Source organism: Peribacillus sp. N1 (genome assembly GCF_054600815.1).
Genome location: NZ_BAAHZO010000005.1, coordinates 1 through 15,576 on the forward strand (window position 1 = coordinate 1; position 15,576 = coordinate 15,576).

At 35.7% G+C, this 15,576-nt stretch carries 20 protein-coding genes, 1 tRNA gene and 1 pseudogene; 7 read left to right on the forward strand and 15 right to left on the reverse strand.

What is annotated here, in order from left to right:
• Positions 1-341: 341 nt before the first annotated feature.
• The 4 genes and pseudogenes from ACYP5M_RS18445 to ACYP5M_RS18460 all read right to left on the reverse strand — a co-directional run.
• Entirely contained in the window at positions 342-974 is a 633-nt protein-coding gene (locus tag ACYP5M_RS18445) for a hypothetical protein (RefSeq protein WP_230177415.1), read from the reverse strand.
• Position 975: 1 nt separating this feature from the next.
• The gene (locus ACYP5M_RS18450; RefSeq protein ID WP_230177413.1) at positions 976-1,392 is read right to left on the reverse strand and encodes a permease prefix domain 1-containing protein; all 417 of its coding nucleotides are present in this window, start codon (positions 1,390-1,392) and stop codon (positions 976-978) included.
• Positions 1,389-1,718: a PadR family transcriptional regulator gene (locus tag ACYP5M_RS18455; protein ID WP_202315495.1), complete on the reverse strand. Its 330-nt coding sequence runs from the start codon at positions 1,716-1,718 to the stop codon at positions 1,389-1,391. The genes ACYP5M_RS18450 and ACYP5M_RS18455 overlap by 4 nt, the downstream gene beginning before the upstream one ends.
• Before the next feature lie 972 nt (positions 1,719-2,690).
• Positions 2,691-2,916, reverse strand: a pseudogene (locus ACYP5M_RS18460) (flavodoxin-dependent (E)-4-hydroxy-3-methylbut-2-enyl-diphosphate synthase); the annotation flags it as partial.
• 155 nt (positions 2,917-3,071) lie between these two features.
• On the opposite strand from ACYP5M_RS18460, the gene ACYP5M_RS18465 reads away from it, so the two are divergent.
• A complete protein-coding gene (locus ACYP5M_RS18465) occupies positions 3,072-4,208 on the forward strand; it encodes a site-2 protease family protein (RefSeq protein ID WP_459735380.1) in 1,137 nt (378 codons plus the stop codon).
• Between the two features lie 473 nt (positions 4,209-4,681).
• Here ACYP5M_RS18465 and ACYP5M_RS18470 read toward each other — a convergent pair whose 3' ends face one another.
• The 9 genes from ACYP5M_RS18470 to ACYP5M_RS18510 all read right to left on the reverse strand — a co-directional run bounded on the left by ACYP5M_RS18470 (position 4,682) and on the right by ACYP5M_RS18510 (position 11,026).
• On the reverse strand, positions 4,682-5,509 hold the full coding sequence (locus ACYP5M_RS18470) for a hypothetical protein (RefSeq protein WP_434168910.1): 828 nt from the start codon (positions 5,507-5,509) through the stop codon (positions 4,682-4,684).
• Between the two features lie 665 nt (positions 5,510-6,174).
• Entirely contained in the window at positions 6,175-6,732 is a 558-nt protein-coding gene (locus tag ACYP5M_RS18475) for a DUF5381 family protein (protein WP_434168908.1), read from the reverse strand.
• Positions 6,733-6,745: 13 nt separating this feature from the next.
• The gene (locus ACYP5M_RS18480; protein ID WP_434168906.1) at positions 6,746-7,543 is read right to left on the reverse strand and encodes a hypothetical protein; all 798 of its coding nucleotides are present in this window, start codon (positions 7,541-7,543) and stop codon (positions 6,746-6,748) included.
• A gap of 9 nt (positions 7,544-7,552) precedes the next feature.
• Complete coding sequence (locus tag ACYP5M_RS18485; protein WP_434168904.1) at positions 7,553-8,800, reverse strand: glycine zipper domain-containing protein; 1,248 nt, start codon at positions 8,798-8,800, stop codon at positions 7,553-7,555.
• A 260-nt stretch (positions 8,801-9,060) separates the two neighbouring features.
• Complete coding sequence (locus ACYP5M_RS18490; RefSeq protein ID WP_157831085.1) at positions 9,061-9,228, reverse strand: hypothetical protein; 168 nt, start codon at positions 9,226-9,228, stop codon at positions 9,061-9,063.
• 35 nt (positions 9,229-9,263) lie between these two features.
• Positions 9,264-9,566 (reverse strand): WXG100 family type VII secretion target, encoded by a 303-nt coding sequence (locus ACYP5M_RS18495; RefSeq protein WP_459735383.1) that lies wholly within the window; start codon positions 9,564-9,566, stop codon positions 9,264-9,266.
• 287 nt (positions 9,567-9,853) lie between these two features.
• Positions 9,854-10,270 carry a hypothetical protein gene (locus tag ACYP5M_RS18500; protein WP_054397148.1) on the reverse strand — a complete coding sequence of 139 codons (417 nt, stop codon included), beginning with the start codon at positions 10,268-10,270 and terminating at the stop codon, positions 9,854-9,856.
• Positions 10,271-10,513: 243 nt separating this feature from the next.
• Positions 10,514-10,741, reverse strand: coding sequence for a hypothetical protein (locus ACYP5M_RS18505; protein ID WP_459735385.1), 228 nt, complete (start codon positions 10,739-10,741; stop codon positions 10,514-10,516).
• A 213-nt stretch (positions 10,742-10,954) separates the two neighbouring features.
• Positions 10,955-11,026, reverse strand: a tRNA-Val gene (locus ACYP5M_RS18510).
• Between the two features lie 211 nt (positions 11,027-11,237).
• On the opposite strand from ACYP5M_RS18510, the gene ACYP5M_RS18515 reads away from it, so the two are divergent.
• Entirely contained in the window at positions 11,238-11,459 is a 222-nt protein-coding gene (locus ACYP5M_RS18515; RefSeq protein WP_101224088.1) for a hypothetical protein, read from the forward strand.
• A 17-nt stretch (positions 11,460-11,476) separates the two neighbouring features.
• On the opposite strand, the gene ACYP5M_RS18520 is transcribed toward ACYP5M_RS18515, so the two are convergent.
• Positions 11,477-12,034 (reverse strand): phosphatidylglycerophosphatase A family protein, encoded by a 558-nt coding sequence (locus tag ACYP5M_RS18520; RefSeq protein WP_101224089.1) that lies wholly within the window; start codon positions 12,032-12,034, stop codon positions 11,477-11,479.
• Between the two features lie 191 nt (positions 12,035-12,225).
• On the opposite strand from ACYP5M_RS18520, the gene ACYP5M_RS18525 reads away from it, so the two are divergent.
• The 5 genes from ACYP5M_RS18525 to ACYP5M_RS18545 all read left to right on the forward strand — a co-directional run bounded on the left by ACYP5M_RS18525 (position 12,226) and on the right by ACYP5M_RS18545 (position 15,122).
• Positions 12,226-12,948, forward strand: a complete 723-nt coding sequence (locus ACYP5M_RS18525) for an alpha/beta hydrolase (RefSeq protein ID WP_101224090.1) — start codon at positions 12,226-12,228, stop codon at positions 12,946-12,948.
• Positions 12,949-13,028: 80 nt separating this feature from the next.
• Positions 13,029-13,544 carry a YjcG family protein gene (locus tag ACYP5M_RS18530; protein WP_101224091.1) on the forward strand — a complete coding sequence of 172 codons (516 nt, stop codon included), beginning with the start codon at positions 13,029-13,031 and terminating at the stop codon, positions 13,542-13,544.
• Positions 13,545-13,548: 4 nt separating this feature from the next.
• Entirely contained in the window at positions 13,549-13,977 is a 429-nt protein-coding gene (locus tag ACYP5M_RS18535; RefSeq protein WP_101224092.1) for a GNAT family N-acetyltransferase, read from the forward strand.
• 159 nt (positions 13,978-14,136) lie between these two features.
• Positions 14,137-14,400 (forward strand): hypothetical protein, encoded by a 264-nt coding sequence (locus ACYP5M_RS18540; protein WP_101224093.1) that lies wholly within the window; start codon positions 14,137-14,139, stop codon positions 14,398-14,400.
• 233 nt (positions 14,401-14,633) lie between these two features.
• Positions 14,634-15,122 carry a spore coat protein gene (locus ACYP5M_RS18545; protein ID WP_101224094.1) on the forward strand — a complete coding sequence of 163 codons (489 nt, stop codon included), beginning with the start codon at positions 14,634-14,636 and terminating at the stop codon, positions 15,120-15,122.
• A gap of 55 nt (positions 15,123-15,177) precedes the next feature.
• Here ACYP5M_RS18545 and ACYP5M_RS18550 read toward each other — a convergent pair whose 3' ends face one another.
• Positions 15,178-15,474 (reverse strand): hypothetical protein, encoded by a 297-nt coding sequence (locus ACYP5M_RS18550; protein ID WP_101224095.1) that lies wholly within the window; start codon positions 15,472-15,474, stop codon positions 15,178-15,180.
• Positions 15,475-15,576: the final 102 nt, after the last annotated feature.

The following is a 15,576-nucleotide window of genomic DNA, read 5'->3' on the forward strand; positions in this document are numbered from 1 at the left end:
CTAATTTTCTTCTTCCACATGATTACTGTTCCCCTTAAAAATAGTAGAATGACGTTTATTATATGGTTATTAAACTAACTGTAAATTCGAATTTCCCAATACTTTATTACCAGGTTTATCTTCTAATACTTCGATAGACATGATTAATTTATACTTGATTATTTATAATCAAGCGAATAAATTCCTCCCTCGATTATGAGAAGGACCATTAAAACGAGTACCTCAGTATTTTCATACTAAAATGAATATTAGTGTGCTTGAACCGAAAAACTTGTCATGAGTTTTCTATTTATAGCCTTGGCGTTTTGGAATATTTAGTCTTTCAAAATACATTAAATGATTTATTTTTTTTGCCTGTAGCTAAAATAATACATGCTTAACGGCCACCAAAGCACCGCGAAGATTGGATAAACAGCCCAGACTTCCTGTGGTGAAAAGATAGCATTGACGCTGATAAAAAAGACACTGATAAACAAAGATGCGTAGATAGAGAATCCAAAATAGGATTTTTGTTGTACGTGGTAAAGTGAAAGCGGCCACCAAAGAATAACGAAAGCAGGAAAAATAATCCACGGAACTTGAGGGGCTAAAAAGATATTTAATAGTATGTAGTATAAAATAAATGAAATACTTCCAATGAGAGCTGTAGTCATGGTTTTAGCCCTCTGTCCTTGTATCACAAGAGCCGGCCACATGACGATGGGGGCCACCGTATAGGAAAACCACGGATAACCAGGTGTATTGATATAGTTCACTATAATAAGACAAAGCAAAAGCAGGAAACTTCCCAGCACGGAGAATAGTGTGTATTTCTTTGCGCGTACGCAGTATAGCCCCAGAGAAAACAGTAATACAGCCAAGACTGGATAAATAAACCAAGGATATTGAGCGCTTGTTAAAAAATTAATCAGGATTAAAAAGACAATCGTCATGACACTGCCTGTAACAACAAAACCAATTTCATATTTCTTCATATTACTCTCCCTTTTTCACTTTCTTCCACCTGAAATACATTGTTAACGGCCACCAAAGCACTGCAAAGGTAGGATAGACAAACCAAATCACATGGGGTGAATAATAGAAATTGATGAAGACGAGCAAGGAAATAATTAATACACTTCCCCAGATTGAATACTCTAGGTTTAATTTCGTATTATTTTTCTTGGTTGGCTTACCTAGCTGTTTGACTCCAAGCTCATTTTTTAAATCCTCTGCATCGCCAAATTCAATAATTGCTTTATTAATCGCATCTTCTTCGCCTTTCCCCTGCTCCATTAAGTCCCACACCTTTTCCTCGAGGTTTTGCAGCACTTCCTGTATAACCGTTTCTTTTTGCTCACTTTCCGGAACGTCTTTAAATAACTCGTTCACACGCTTCATTAATTGCTTCAATTGAATTCCTCCATAAATAGATTAATAATTTTCTTTGTTTCTTTCCATTCTTCAACTGTTTCTTTAAAAAATGCCTTCCCCAGCGTAGTTATTCGGTAATACTTTCTTTTTCCTCCCCTTGAAACACTCCCGTAATAAGACTCAATTAATTCCTTTTTCTCCAGCCTTTGAAATACGGCATATAATGTTGCCTCTTTGATTTGAAAGCTATTTTCAGTACGCAAACTAATCTCTTGCGATATTTCATAACCGTAGCGGTCCTTTTCCAGAATTAAGCGTAGGATAATCGCATCCAAATGTCCGCGTATAATATCACTTCTAATCAAATTGTCACTCCCTTGCCTGTAAACTATTCCATCTCATAGAGTAATCATAACGAAATGTACTCTATCTGTCAAAGTAATTTTTCAGCTTTTTTAGGAAAACAGAAAAAATAGGTAATTTATCCATTATAAAGATAAAATGGCTGTCCAATCATGTTCGCGATAGGTAAGTATTTTGAGTCATCTTCAACTTTTGTCGGGTAGGTCAGAAAATGGTTATTATACAATTTTCTTTTTTAAATCTTCAAATGGAATACTTTCTAATTCTTGGTTCACGGATTTACTAACATTTACTGTAGACAGCGAAAATTTGTAACACGATTAGTACTTTAGAATCTAAATTCATTTGTACTATTAAGTCATTTGCTGCACTGTTTCTTTTTACTTAAGTACAATAGTAGGATCATTAAAAAATTCATCAATGGTTTTTGTCCGCAGTCTTGATGTGTTTTTATTTTAAGTCCAGCCAATTCGGTCTCATGCTTATTCTTTCAGAAATAGTCAAGATTTTTTTAACCCTGTTACTGTTTAATGACTCACCTTCATATTATCGGTACATTTTTACATAAAAACAAATACAGGTATATTGTACTAATCACTTAATCCCATGTATATCTTAAGAGACTGAACTTACATTTTCTAAATAATAAATTTGAATAATATATTTTGACCGTAAAAGCTATGCTATTAACTTTTATTGCACATATAAGTAGAAAATTAATTTAAAGTTCAAGTACTTTAGGGCGGAAAATCAACTAATTAATATAAAAAAGTAGAAGTCTATCTTTTTACTTACACCTTATATTTTCATTGCTTAATTGAAATAACAGGAGATGAAAGTCCGAGAATCTTTTACCGATCCTCGAACCCAACTGCTTATTATTTAATTTATTCTACCAACGCACAGCACTCCATGTGTATGTATTGTATGGGGCAATACAAGGGATGATGGTGAGATTAAGAAATTGGCTAAGTCCCTGCTAAAGTAGAACCTAGCACAGCTACTTTTATCGGAACTTTAATCGTTTGAATATACTCTTCTTTTTCATTCGTAATACTAATGAGGTCAACTTCTATGCGCCCACAAGTTTGGACACGAAATCAGCGTAGTCGCATTCGATGATAATCCAAACGACTTCAATGATTCTCTTGCTACCTTCACTTCTACTACTGGGTCAGCACTTAAAGAAAAATGCGAAGTTAATATTCTAGAAAAACATTACTAAAATGATAAGAAATGGATTATCAAATACGATATAATAAGGATATTAGCAAAATGATAAATCAAGAAGACGCTCAGATTGACATAGTGTCACTGGGGTCATCTGTTTTCCCATTTACTCTAGGAGGTACATTTTGAAAGAATCTAAATTGAATAAAGGATGGTTAAGTTTGGGGGCAATCGGGTTATTTTTTCTAGGAAAAATAAAATGGTTGTTTGCGCTATTGAAAATAGCAAAAGTAGGTTCCCTGATTTCTATTTTCGTTTCATTAGGAGCGTATGCCTTGGTTTACGGTTGGAAATTTGCCGTGGCCCTAGTCTATCTAATTTACATCCATGAAATGGGGCATTTACTTGCTGCTAAGAGAAAAGGCATCAAAACATCCAATGCCATTTTCATCCCTTTTGTTGGAGCATTAATTGCCCTTAAAGAAGAGCCCAAGAATGCTAACCAAGAAGCTTATCTTGCCTTCGGAGGTCCTTTATTAGGTACATTAGCATTTCTACCAGCCATCCCCCTATTTATGATGACGGAAAATCCATTTTGGCTTTTAGTTATTACACTTGGAGCCATGATTAACCTATTAAATCTAATGCCTGTGCATCCTCTTGATGGAGGACGTATAGTGGGAGTCATCTCCACAAAGCTTTGGGTATTAGGGATTATCGGAATGGTTGTATATTTGTTTCTCCATCCAAATCCATTTTTAATTCTTTTCTTATTATTGGGTATTTCTAAGTGGTGGAAAGAATTTCGTAGCGAGACAACCAGAAATCAAAGAGACATCATCATCGAACTGAATCAATTTGGGTTAGGGCAACTCGAACAATATGCAGGTGCAACAGATGAAGAAAAAATTCGCCTGGTTAATATTTGGAATATGGAATTAAGCCAACTATATGAAAAGTTTAACAACATGAAGAGTTGGCATATCCCGCTATTTGATGATAATAAGCTAAAAGAAAAACAGCTGACCGAGGTAAAATTAAATATTTATAGATCCTTAATGGATGCTGCTAATTCGAATGAATACCAGAACGGACCGACCGATTTTGAAAATATAGGCACGTATGAACGAATAGTAGCAACGTTCTTTAAAGAAGTGCAAGAACAAACTAAAATTAGGGATAAAGAGAAATCCTATTACTCATCGAGTCTCAAAACAAAAGTCATCTGGTTCTCATTATACATTGGGCTTGCCATTTTCTTAATGATAACAAGCTTATATGCAGGTGATTTAATGGAACAATATAAAACTTCATTACCGTAATACATTATGAAAAAGGGAACTCAATTTATGAAGGTCCCCTCAAACTGTAGACAAACTCGATTTTCATCGAGTTTGTCTACAGTTTTTTTGCTTGTACAAATTTGGACGTTGATTTCCATTTCATGCACTCGCTCCAATCAACTATGTTTAAAAATTTAGATAGAACTCCTTTTTCCTACAGTCTTTTTTGTTTTAAAATAGATCTATTAAAACTTGAGGTGATGAGGATGCTTTCGAAACATAATTCTATTCAGTGAGATCAACCGGTGCCGGCGAACCATTTGGTTCGTAAAATGGAGGCTTCCATTGACTTCATCTTCATTTACGACTTGGTGAAAGCCTCCTTAATTAATGTTCCAAATAAGCCCTCGTTTGGATCATTTATGATTAAGTAAATACCCCTACAAGTAACCTTCTAATAATTTTTGGTTCTGTTAAGGGTTATGGTGTTAATTAGACAAGAAAAAGAGGACCTAAAACACGTATAATCTATCGACTTCATCCTGTAAACCTAATTTTATCATTTCATGTATGACCAATTCTTTTAACCCTATCTCATCTGCAATTAAGTAAGTAAATTGGACATCTCTGAAAAAAGCTATTTTACTTTCTGTTGTTGCAGAATTAAAAAAGGCCTTCACTTCTTCCATGTCAATCTTCATATCTTTTTCAAGTTTGTATGGGAGAAAATTGCTTGTAATGTTCTCTACAGGTATAATGCCTAACCCATCAAGAGTTGATAAAATAGTTTGTTTCTCTCTTTCTGTCCTTACTTTTCCTTCCACATAATGATAGACATCTTCTATTCGTTCGCTATTGAATGTGGCTATTATCTTTTCCACTACATAGTTTGCGTCCTCTTCAAATTCCTCATCTTCAGGTTCTACTTGTTTTAGTTCTTTGAGCAAACGAATATACTGTCGCTCTTCTTCCAGGATATTAAAGTTAGAAATAGTTAAGGCATCTTTCATCGTACAAACCAAGTTAAGAAACTCCCTTATATTCCTTGCTACAATCTTTATATGTGAATCAAAATCCATTGGACTAATACATACAACAAAAGCATTCTCTAAATCAGATACTGTTCCGAAGTCAGTTAGAAATCCGAAATGTATGCCGTCAACGCCTGTACTAGCAAATGTAATGACATCATAGGGAGTATTTTCATAAGGGGAGAAGTCAAATTCCAAATAAAGGGATAAATCACTTAAGGAGTGGCCTTCTTTTTCAATTTCCTTCTCAAATTTATGGAGCTTTTCAATTGTTGGTGGCATTTTCAAATACTTTCCGAGATAACTCACTATTTTCTCCTTTAATATTGTGCCTTGTTAGGTGATTTAAGAATAACTCATCTGTTAAATTTTTACAATATTAAACCATCGTAAGTATTATCGACCCTAATTCGGCTGATTTCATCAAACATTAATTTCACTCGGTACAGCTGATAATATTGAACACGAATAAACATATACTGATTTAACAAATTCACAAATTCACCTATGTTTCGTTCAAAAAAGGAAGACAAATGGATTGCATTTATTGAATGTATGTTGAAGGGACTATCTCTTCGTTAAACAGCCGAAACACCGAATCGGTGATGGTCTTATTTTTAACCTCCATCATTAGCTGAATAAGCAATAAGCTTTACCTACAGTTCCTTGAAATATTAATTATTAAAAATAATTGACCTGTAGTACGTTTAAATCCTTCTCAATCCGCCACCGTTACGCCACCAATTGAGTAAATAATACAAAATGAACTATATTTTATAAACAAAAAAGGCCCAAATCCTTGTGATATCAAGAATTTGAGCCTTTGTCAGTTGATGACCTGTGAGGGATTCGAACCCACGACCCCTTCCCTGTCAGGAAGTGAAAGTAATCGGATTATAACAGATTTATAATGAAAAAGACAATTGGACGCGAATCACCAGCTTTGGACTGAGATCTTTTAATTTGTATGATCGTTAATCAATTTTCTGCTCTTGCCGCTCGTATTTGGCTACTCTTTGCAATTTATCTAAATCCACCTTGCGATCCCATACTTTTTTTGCATTTTCTGTAATATAGGGATAAAGATATTGATCAACGACCACCTGATAATCCAGGTCATCAAGTAAATTATACGTACGAATTTTTATGGTTTTGTCATCAAGGGTGTCAATGACTATATCATTGATTAAATTCAGTGGATTTCTTACTAAATCGATATTCCGGATATTCTTAATATAAACTGTACCTTTCTTCGACTTAATCGTACCATTTTCACCTTGGACAATCGTTAACAGGACCTTTCCTGGAATAAGACCTGGAAGTGACCAAAGCGTTAGGTAAAGGTAAAAAGGAGTAAAGATGAGACCACCACCAAGGTAAAATAAAGAATACTTGGACTCAAATTTCAAACCGTGTATGATTAAGAAAAAACAAGCAATAAAAAAACCTACAGTCGCAAGAAACATCCACCCGTACATGAACTTTGACCCTTTTATCTGAATGGCGTTATTTTCTTTCTTAACGTTTACCAAATAATGCACCTCCTTAATCTGGAAGAATCTTGTTGGTTAATAATAGTTGATTAATAGATGCCTCATTTGCTCTCTGAATACTCAGTTCAAGGTTGTTGTCCCTTGTAGCTAGCCAACATTCATTCTTTCCTGGAATCATAAAATAAAGATCTTTTAGGTCAGGGTTATTCTCTGAATCATACGTTAAGCTTACTAAACTATCCATTTTACCGTTTCTATTCGAAATATCATTTAAAAACTCTAAGATACTAGTAGACTCTCCCTTTTTACTTACCCATTTCTGAACAATTGACTCCGGTAAAGAATGAGATTGACTTACATCTTCTAAAAGTTCTTCAAATTCTTCACTTTTTAACTGAAGAATAACTTCACCTTGCTTTTCTAACGTATGGAAATGGAAAAAACCGCTTATAACTGAAAGGATTTCTTCTTTCGGCAGCTTAGAAATAGAGTGAACTTGATGATCGTACAATACTTTATGTAAATAAACCTCTCCTTTTTTAAAATGAAAGGAAATACTATCTTCTCCATTTAAGTCTGGCTGATGTTTAGAAGCCGTTACGGTACTTTCTGCATTATTCAATGTATGAATATAGGCAGCAAATTCATCTTTTAACTTATATTGATTATTTACTTCCTTTAACATATCTTTTGCTAACAAAGAGCGAGAGGCAATTTCTAGCATTAATTTCAACTCGGCATCTTGAAGCGTTTGAAAATAGGTTTCCTTAATCGACATTCCTTGTTCAAATAAACCTTCACTATAAAATGAAAAAAGTAACTCTTCAATACTTAATTGAACGGTATTCATATATCCTCCTTAAAAAAATGAAAATTTATCCTCAAAAAAATCTTTTGCTCCATCGGCAAGGGAACTCGCTGTTTCTTTTGCTTTAGATAATCCCTTACCAATTTCCCCCACCTTCCCTATTGGGTCAGCAATAGTATCCTTAATTTGATCATTTAAGAAATCAACACCTTTATTAACACCTTCAACAACTTTCCCAGCTTTCTCCAAACCACCTTTAATCAGTTCAAGCCCATCATGTATAGGTTCTTTAATGATAATCGCTGCTTTCTCTGCTATACCTGCCGTAAGCTTAGCCGCTTGCTCTCCAACAAGTCCTCCTACAAATGAACCTGCAGCGGCTCCTACAACCGTACCGACTGGGCCTACTAAACTTCCTAGAGCCCCTCCTACGAATGCTCCCGCAATGGAACCTCCAGAAATCGCTACGGTATTATTCACTGCATTTCCTACCGCTTTTGCATTTTCTCGCTTTAAGACCTCTGGATTATTTCCATATTTCGCATAGTTTTCGGAAATTTTCAGTCCCATTCCGCCTGCTTCCATTACTCCTGTTACCAGTACTGCACTAACAGCGTTGGTTTTGGCAAATTTCGCTCCCGACTGTAGAAATGATTTAAACGTTGTAGAGTCCAATGCTCGATGATTAATCCCTTCAAATAATGCCTTTGAACTATCTGTATACTTAACAACATCACCAGGAAGATATTTGGCAACCTTTTTGTGAACTAAATCAGCAAATGGAACATCTCTATATTTTTTCAATAAAAAGGTTGGATTTAAATAGGCTCTTGCTACATTACGAAATTTGGAATTATCGACTACATCTGTTAGTTTATTTAGGGCATTCATATGTTTATACATATAGACATCATCACTATTTTTGATAAATTGTGTAAAACCCAACCCATAAAATGCCAGCTGCTTTGATACTAAAGCACCCATCGCAGTGAGCGCTCCATATTTCTCATGCAGTTTATAAAGTTGACCGACTAAGTTATCAGCATCGGAAAATTTATTGGCGGTCATTCGAAGGTCGATCTCCATTTCACTGAGAAGGTCAACTATTTGATTTCCTGTTCCCCACGGATCTCCTACTTGATAAAAACAATGACTATACTCTGCTGGAGCACTGCTAATTAGGTTCACTAGTTCCAAATGAAGACTCTTGTATTCTTCTTCAATTTTTGACAAGTGCGAGACAAACTCATTTGCTAAATATTCTAAACGATCTGGGTCTACGGAAATTTTATTCCCCACTGTATCATCCTCTTTTCTTTTCCTTTATGAACTATTTCATCTATATACTATGAAAAAAGTGATGTCCTAATAGAATAATCTGTAAAGGCAGGATAAATGGGTCGACACAACCCGGTACCCAATTTTTATCCATTCCTTGCTTACCGCCATCTTCTTTTTTCTTTCCTTGTCTCTACTTATTACGAGCCATTTTAAACCTTTCAAAACGATTATCATATTGGCAAGTAAAGTTGTAAAACTTTAGCGGACATAAGGTAGACTTAAAAAAGAGTGATTATTTGATGTGCCAAAACACCAAATTGAATGAACAAAATAAAAAAACCGCCGCAGCCGGGGAGTAAACTACCATCTTTATTTTGCTTATTCTTATCCGGGAGGATCCAGCCTTCCTCTTCCAAACTTTTACGATCCCTATTCTTCGGTTTCATATGACACCTCTTTATATCCTTCATTCATTTTGTTTCTACTCATCCTTCATACAAGCTAGGCGCTCTAATTCTCTTTGTCTTTCAATCTCTTCTCTCACTCTGTCAACTTCATTTGCTGAGCTTTCTAATTCTCTACTTATTTGATAAAGATTGTCTGAATGTCTTTGAAATAGGACAGCTGCTTCATCTAGTATTGAATCAAATTTTTTCCGGGCTTCGCCAGCCCATGTCTCCGTATTTGTATGTATACTCTGCATTAATTTTGATTCATCTAATTTTAACTCCTCAGAAGATTCCTGAAACACTTTTGTTAATGCTCTGACTTTATCCGAATTCATCTTTTCACCTCATTATTGAGTCAACGTACTTTTTCTCTATTTATTCTCAAATACCATTTTAATACAACAATTCCCTATTTTAGATAAGTAAATGTTACTATAATTACTAAGTCACTTCCATAGGCCCCCAGTATTGAAATAAGAAATAGATATAGGAGGAATGTTTTATTTTATTAACATAACGAGTGTAGTTGAAAAGTATGCCATGATATAACGAGGAAAACTGCAATTTTCCTCATTCAGAGGAAGAAGGTTTATCCATTTCTGCACCATTTTCTTAGAGTACATTAATTTATTAGCATTTTATCTAATTCACGAACTTTATCATATGACTCCAATAGTTGTTCAGGTATTAATGTTCTCCCATAATCCCAAGCATTAGTTTCTATTTCAGATTTTAGCTTTTCTTTTTCTTCTTCGTGACCATACATTAAAATCCTTAAATCATGTTTGTTTTTCTTAAAATCTAAATAATAACCAATCATACGATAAAGAATAATTTTAACAAAGTCTTCCTCTGTCTCTTTAATTCTAATTTTCCCTTTATAACCGTTAACTTGAAGGTAATTGAATTTTATAGTATTGGTCGATACGTTATAACTCATAGGTGCACTTAGATTATTGTCAAATTCATAAATAATATCCAAATTGTGCTCATTTAATGTGTTATTAATTATCTTTTCGATATCGCTTATATAAAGCATTTAACTATCACTTCCCTTTTAAAGACTTACTTCATTATAGTAGTAGATTAAGTTATTCTTCATTTATCAATATGATAAACTGTTGAGATATTAAAATCACACAGTTAAAACCAGGAAATATTTACCATATAATACTAAAGTGGAGGGTAAGTCATACGAGAAGTATGATTAATCCCCTAATAGAACCCTTAATTGGAAAGGAATTTTACTTTTAATTACTCTTCTATACCTTCCTCCTTCTATTTATTTCACTTTAAAACTTTCTATCATTGGTTGTAATTCTTCTACCATCATTTCAAGTGAAGGGATTGTATTATACTTTTCAAGCCAAGAAACGTAATGAAGTGCTACATTAAGCGCAATATCAAAGTAGGGGACAGGTTCGTTGTAACCACACTTTCTGTGAGATGAAAATTTATCTCTGAAGTCTTTCATCGTTTGCCGATATTTTGCATAGTCTTCATGCGTCATCTTATTTTTAACATCCATCGTGAGCTGAATAAGCAAAAGGCTTTACCTACAGTTCCTTGAAATATTAATTATTACAAATAATTGTCCTGTAATGCGTTTTAATCCTTCTCTATCCGCCACCAATTGAGTAAATAATACAAAATGAACTATATTTAAAAATAAAAAAAGGCCCAAATCCCTGTTATATCAAGGATTTGAGCCTTTGGTAGTTGATGACCTGTGAGGGATTCGAACCCACGACCCCTTCCCTGTCAAGGAAGTGCTCTCCCACTGAGCTAACAAGTCGTATGTAATGACTGACTGGTTACTTAAGTACATAATTTATTATAAGTTTTTTTGTTAAAAAGTCAACGCATTATATTAAAAAAGTTTTAATTTTTTCTTATTTTATTTCCCCACTCCGCAAAACACGAACGAACATTCCCTTTTCACTTGCATATAAAACGTACGTTCGCATATAATGATAGCAAGCAAGTCAGCAAAGGAGTGACAGGGAATGAAATATATACTTCGTAAACATATGGAAGGAAATGCTCCATTGGAGATAATTTATCTCTCCGAACAAGGTAAGATCACGCAGCGGAAAATACAGGTGCTTGAAATTTATCCAGGCCATATTCACGCATTCTGTTTTCTAAGGCAGACAAAACGGACATTTAAAGTGGCCAATATCCTTTCTGCCCGCCTCATTAAGGCTAGGTTTGATAGGTCTGGCTGAAGATTGTTAATCAAGGTTCAACCGATTAACTCTTCTTCTTCCTGGATGTCCTTTTCCTGTTCGGTTAACGATTCTTCTTCATCTCTCAGACGGTGAGCTAACCTTGAGGCGGCACTCGCGGCAATGCTAGCAACGATATCATCCAGGAAGGTATGCACGATTCCTTCTTGCTTCTTATCAAGTTCGTGTATGACGCCTATTTTATTTTTATCCAAATGGCCAAAGGTCGTTACAGCAATGCTTCCGTAACCGAGCACTGCACCAAAGGCAATCGTTTCATCCACTCCGAATAGCCCTTCATCAGACTCAACAATCGATTGCAGGGGTTCTGATAGTTTTTTTTGCTCGGCCAGTTTATCCAGCTCCACACCGACTAAAATGGCATGTTGAATTTCCCTTTTCAACAGGACACGCTCAACGCTGTGGATGCATTCCTCCAGCTTTAGATCAGCTTTATACGGGAACTGCAATTCATAAACGATTTTTGCAATTGCCTCCACACTGACACCACGCTCTAATAATGTTCGTTTAGCCGCCTTCGTTACTTCCCTGCTGTGTACTTGTACATCTGCCATTTTATTCGCCACCTTTTTTATTGTATTATTTTTCTATATCCTTTTATTATAGCACCTTATTATTCAAATTTTTAGAAAATACAATGAAAATTTTCTATTCTAAAATCTTGTCACGGGAAAAAGTCGCTAGGCTATGCTAAAATAATCAAGTAAGTTGTTTTTCATTATTATTTATCATGAGGTGCGGGAGAATGAGTTTACGCAAAGGCACAATTAAAGAGTACATGTTTAAAAGCGAAGCTTTAGCAGAAGAATTGGAACTGCTTGTTTACTTACCTGCTAATTTTTCGCCACTGTATAAATATTCGCTTGTGATTGCTCAGGATGGCCGTGATTATTTTCAAATGGGTCGAATTGGTCGGGTAGCAGATGAACTGTTAGGGAACGATGAGATTGAGAATATCATCATTGTCGGCATTCCCTATAAAGACCGCTTTGACCGCAGGCGCAAATATCATCCCGACGGGGAACAGCACATTGCATACATACGTTTTCTTGCCCATGAACTTGTCCCGTTTTTAGATGATGAATTCCCTACCTATCAAATGGGACATGGTCGAACTTTGATCGGTGACTCTCTTGGCGGTACAGTTTCTTTATTGGCCGCACTAAAGTATCCGCATACATTTGGGAAATGCATCATGCAGTCGCCACTTGCCAATGAGGCAGTAATGGATGCTGTACGTAATTTTGAGGATCCGCATCTTCTCGAACTTTACCATGTGATCGGGACTGGGGAAACGGATGTTCCGACGACGGATGGCAAGAAGGCAAACTTCATAGAGCCCAACAGGGAATTGCATAAATTAATAAATCAAAAAGGATTTCCTTACTTCTATGAAGAATTTGAAGGTAATCATACCTGGAAATACTGGCAGGCAGATTTAAAACGAGCACTATTGGAAATGTTCTAACCCTCTCCTTTTGTGAAGGGTTAAAGAAAAGCATGGCCAACTATAATACAACAATAAAAAAATATCAGGAGGTATTATTTATGAAATATGGTGTTGCAATTTTCCCTTCAAAAAAACTTCAAGATTTAGCTAACTCCTATCGCAAACGGTATGATACGAAATATGCTTTCATACCACCGCATCTGACGCTTAAACCAACGTTCGAAGCGACGGATATGGAAATTTCAACAATCGCCGATCAATTAAAAGACATTGCTCGTAAGTGCAGGCCTTTTACGATAAGCGTTACGAAAACGAAGTCTTTCCAACCTGTAAGCAATACCATTTATTTCAAAGTGGAATTATCCGAAGGGCTTCAAGAGCTGCATGATGCACTTAACAATGAGGACTTCATGAAAAGTGAAAGTGAACATGCATTTGTCCCGCATATTACCATCGCTCAAGATTTATCCGATAATGAGCACTCTGATGTTTTAGGCCAATTAAGCATGCTTGACATCAGCCATGAAGAAGAGGTGAAACGAGTTCACTTGCTGTATCAACTTGAAGATGGGGCATGGACCGTTTATGAAACATTTAGATTAGGAGCTGAATGATTTCGTGTTTGTAAAAATCGCAGAAAACAGCCAAGAGCTTGAAAATGCTTATATGATCAGAAAAAAAGTATTCGTCCAAGAACAAAACGTCCCTCTTGAAGAAGAGATCGATGAATATGAACAAGAGTCTACACATTTCGTTTTATATGATGATCAGCATCAGCCAATCGGTGCCGGCCGTTTCAGGGTCATCGACAACATCGGTAAAGTCCAGCGCATTTGTGTACTATCATCTGGCCGTAAGAATGGTGCCGGTGCCATGATCATGAATGCAATTGAGGAATACGCCATCCAGCAGGAAGTACCTCAATTGAAGCTTGATTCCCAGGTCCATGCCATCCCTTTTTATTCGAAATTAGGGTATGAGGTCGTTTCCGACGAATTCATGGATGCCGGCATTCCTCATAAAACGATGAAGAAAACCGTTTTATAATATACAAAAGCTGTCCTTTCAGTTCTCTGATTGGACAGCTTTTTTTGTTCGTTCATGAACTTAAATTATCGTTTAATAAAAAAAACCATTTCCGTTCAATGGCAATCTCAGCAAAAATACATAGTCTATATATAGAAAGCAAGAAGGAGGGAAAATTTTATGGGTAACAATGATTTTAACCTGGAGGAGTCTCAAAAAAGACTGATGGAACTGCTGGTTTCGAGGACTATGAGAAAACATGGTTTCAAAAAGGAAAAAGTCGATCTGACTGAAAGAGAGAAAAACAACCTTAAAGAAACCATTCGCCATTTACAAGAGCAATCACAAAAAATCATAAACCAAGAAAAGAACATCACTGAACATGATGTTAATCCAGTTACAAATTCCATTCACAACAAATTCACGGATTCCAAAGATAAATGACACACCATATCACCTAATCAAACCTTACTTGCTGGCGAGAATTAAGTAAACCGAGTCATAGCAGCACTTACATTTCATTCCTAAAGCTCCAGCTTCTTTATTATTCATCCCCACACACTAATACTTTCTCTAAGTATTAAAAAATAGACGAATTAACTGATTTATTCGTCCAACCCGATTACCCATCAAAGCATATTTTAATAGGGAATAAAACCTAAGGAGGAAAAAACAACATGAACCAAAATGTATATCGTAGCAACTGTAACACACATGAAGACTCTGAAAGATCATGGTCGGCTCTAGATTCCGCTTCCAGACATCCCCTGTCAGGGTTCTGTAACGACGATGACACACGCATTGACCAAGAGGCAAGACAGGATAATAATCAAGTTCAGCTTTCTGAAGAACTTATTTACATTAAAGATTCTTGTAATGTAAATGTCACTTCAACGGATGTTAAAGCGGCCCTTTCTCTTCAAGCTGCTCTACAAGCTGCAATTGCGGTCATCGTAAGCATTTCAATCGCAGATTCTGATAATGCTGAAAAGATCACTCAAGAATTAATCCAATCTTCTAATGTTAAACAAATCACGCGCCAAAAAACAATTGTTGAAAACAGCCGTGATATCGACATTACAACAACTGATGCACAAATCGCTCTAAACATCCAATTATTATTGCAACTATTGTTAGCTCTAATCGTAGAAATTGACATTCTCTAAGGAATCAACACAAAAAGGACACTTCGCGTGTCCTCTTTTGTTTTTGGTGGCATATCTAGACAACTTCGTTGAAGAACCTTCCTTTCCCTGTCATTTCCGCCGTTATTTCTTCACTGACCCTCATGCCCATTTGATATTTATATGTGCCTGCCCCATATGTACTTTCCCGATTATTATCTTTAATTTGATGTAATCCTTCAAAGCTTCCCCTTTCACTTTTAAGCACCTGATCAAAACGGACAGGTTGAATGGGTGTCGTCCCTTTAACAATTCTTACATTCTCTGCAGCTTCGATCGTCCGGTTGGCATATTGAATATAATCAAATTGTGTGACAGGTGCTATGTACCCCATAGTTTTCCCTCCTTATATTTACATAGTTGTATTGTCATTTAATTACCCGTCCGAAACAATATTTAATCACGATTTTCCGCATTCTTTTTTCCTAATCTTCTG

What these genes read in the sequence shown, in the direction of transcription:
- ACYP5M_RS18530 (WP_101224091.1), top strand. Translation starts at nt 13,029, where the DNA reads ATGAAATATGGTGTTGCAATTTTCCCTTCAAAAAAACTTCAAGATTTA.
- ACYP5M_RS18515 (WP_101224088.1), top strand. Translation starts at nt 11,238, where the DNA reads ATGAAATATATACTTCGTAAACATATGGAAGGAAATGCTCCATTGGAG.
- ACYP5M_RS18495 (WP_459735383.1), bottom strand. Translation starts at nt 9,566, where the DNA reads ATGAATTCGGATAAAGTCAGAGCATTAACAAAAGTGTTTCAGGAATCT.
- ACYP5M_RS18545 (WP_101224094.1), top strand. Translation starts at nt 14,634, where the DNA reads ATGAACCAAAATGTATATCGTAGCAACTGTAACACACATGAAGACTCT.
- ACYP5M_RS18500 (WP_054397148.1), bottom strand. Translation starts at nt 10,270, where the DNA reads ATGCTTTATATAAGCGATATCGAAAAGATAATTAATAACACATTAAAT.
- ACYP5M_RS18550 (WP_101224095.1), bottom strand. Translation starts at nt 15,474, where the DNA reads ATGGGGTACATAGCACCTGTCACACAATTTGATTATATTCAATATGCC.
- ACYP5M_RS18490 (WP_157831085.1), bottom strand. Translation starts at nt 9,228, where the DNA reads ATGAAACCGAAGAATAGGGATCGTAAAAGTTTGGAAGAGGAAGGCTGG.
- ACYP5M_RS18445 (WP_230177415.1), bottom strand. Translation starts at nt 974, where the DNA reads ATGAAGAAATATGAAATTGGTTTTGTTGTTACAGGCAGTGTCATGACG.
- ACYP5M_RS18540 (WP_101224093.1), top strand. Translation starts at nt 14,137, where the DNA reads ATGGGTAACAATGATTTTAACCTGGAGGAGTCTCAAAAAAGACTGATG.
- ACYP5M_RS18525 (WP_101224090.1), top strand. Translation starts at nt 12,226, where the DNA reads ATGAGTTTACGCAAAGGCACAATTAAAGAGTACATGTTTAAAAGCGAA.
- ACYP5M_RS18480 (WP_434168906.1), bottom strand. Translation starts at nt 7,543, where the DNA reads ATGAATACCGTTCAATTAAGTATTGAAGAGTTACTTTTTTCATTTTAT.
- ACYP5M_RS18505 (WP_459735385.1), bottom strand. Translation starts at nt 10,741, where the DNA reads ATGACGCATGAAGACTATGCAAAATATCGGCAAACGATGAAAGACTTC.
- ACYP5M_RS18520 (WP_101224089.1), bottom strand. Translation starts at nt 12,034, where the DNA reads ATGGCAGATGTACAAGTACACAGCAGGGAAGTAACGAAGGCGGCTAAA.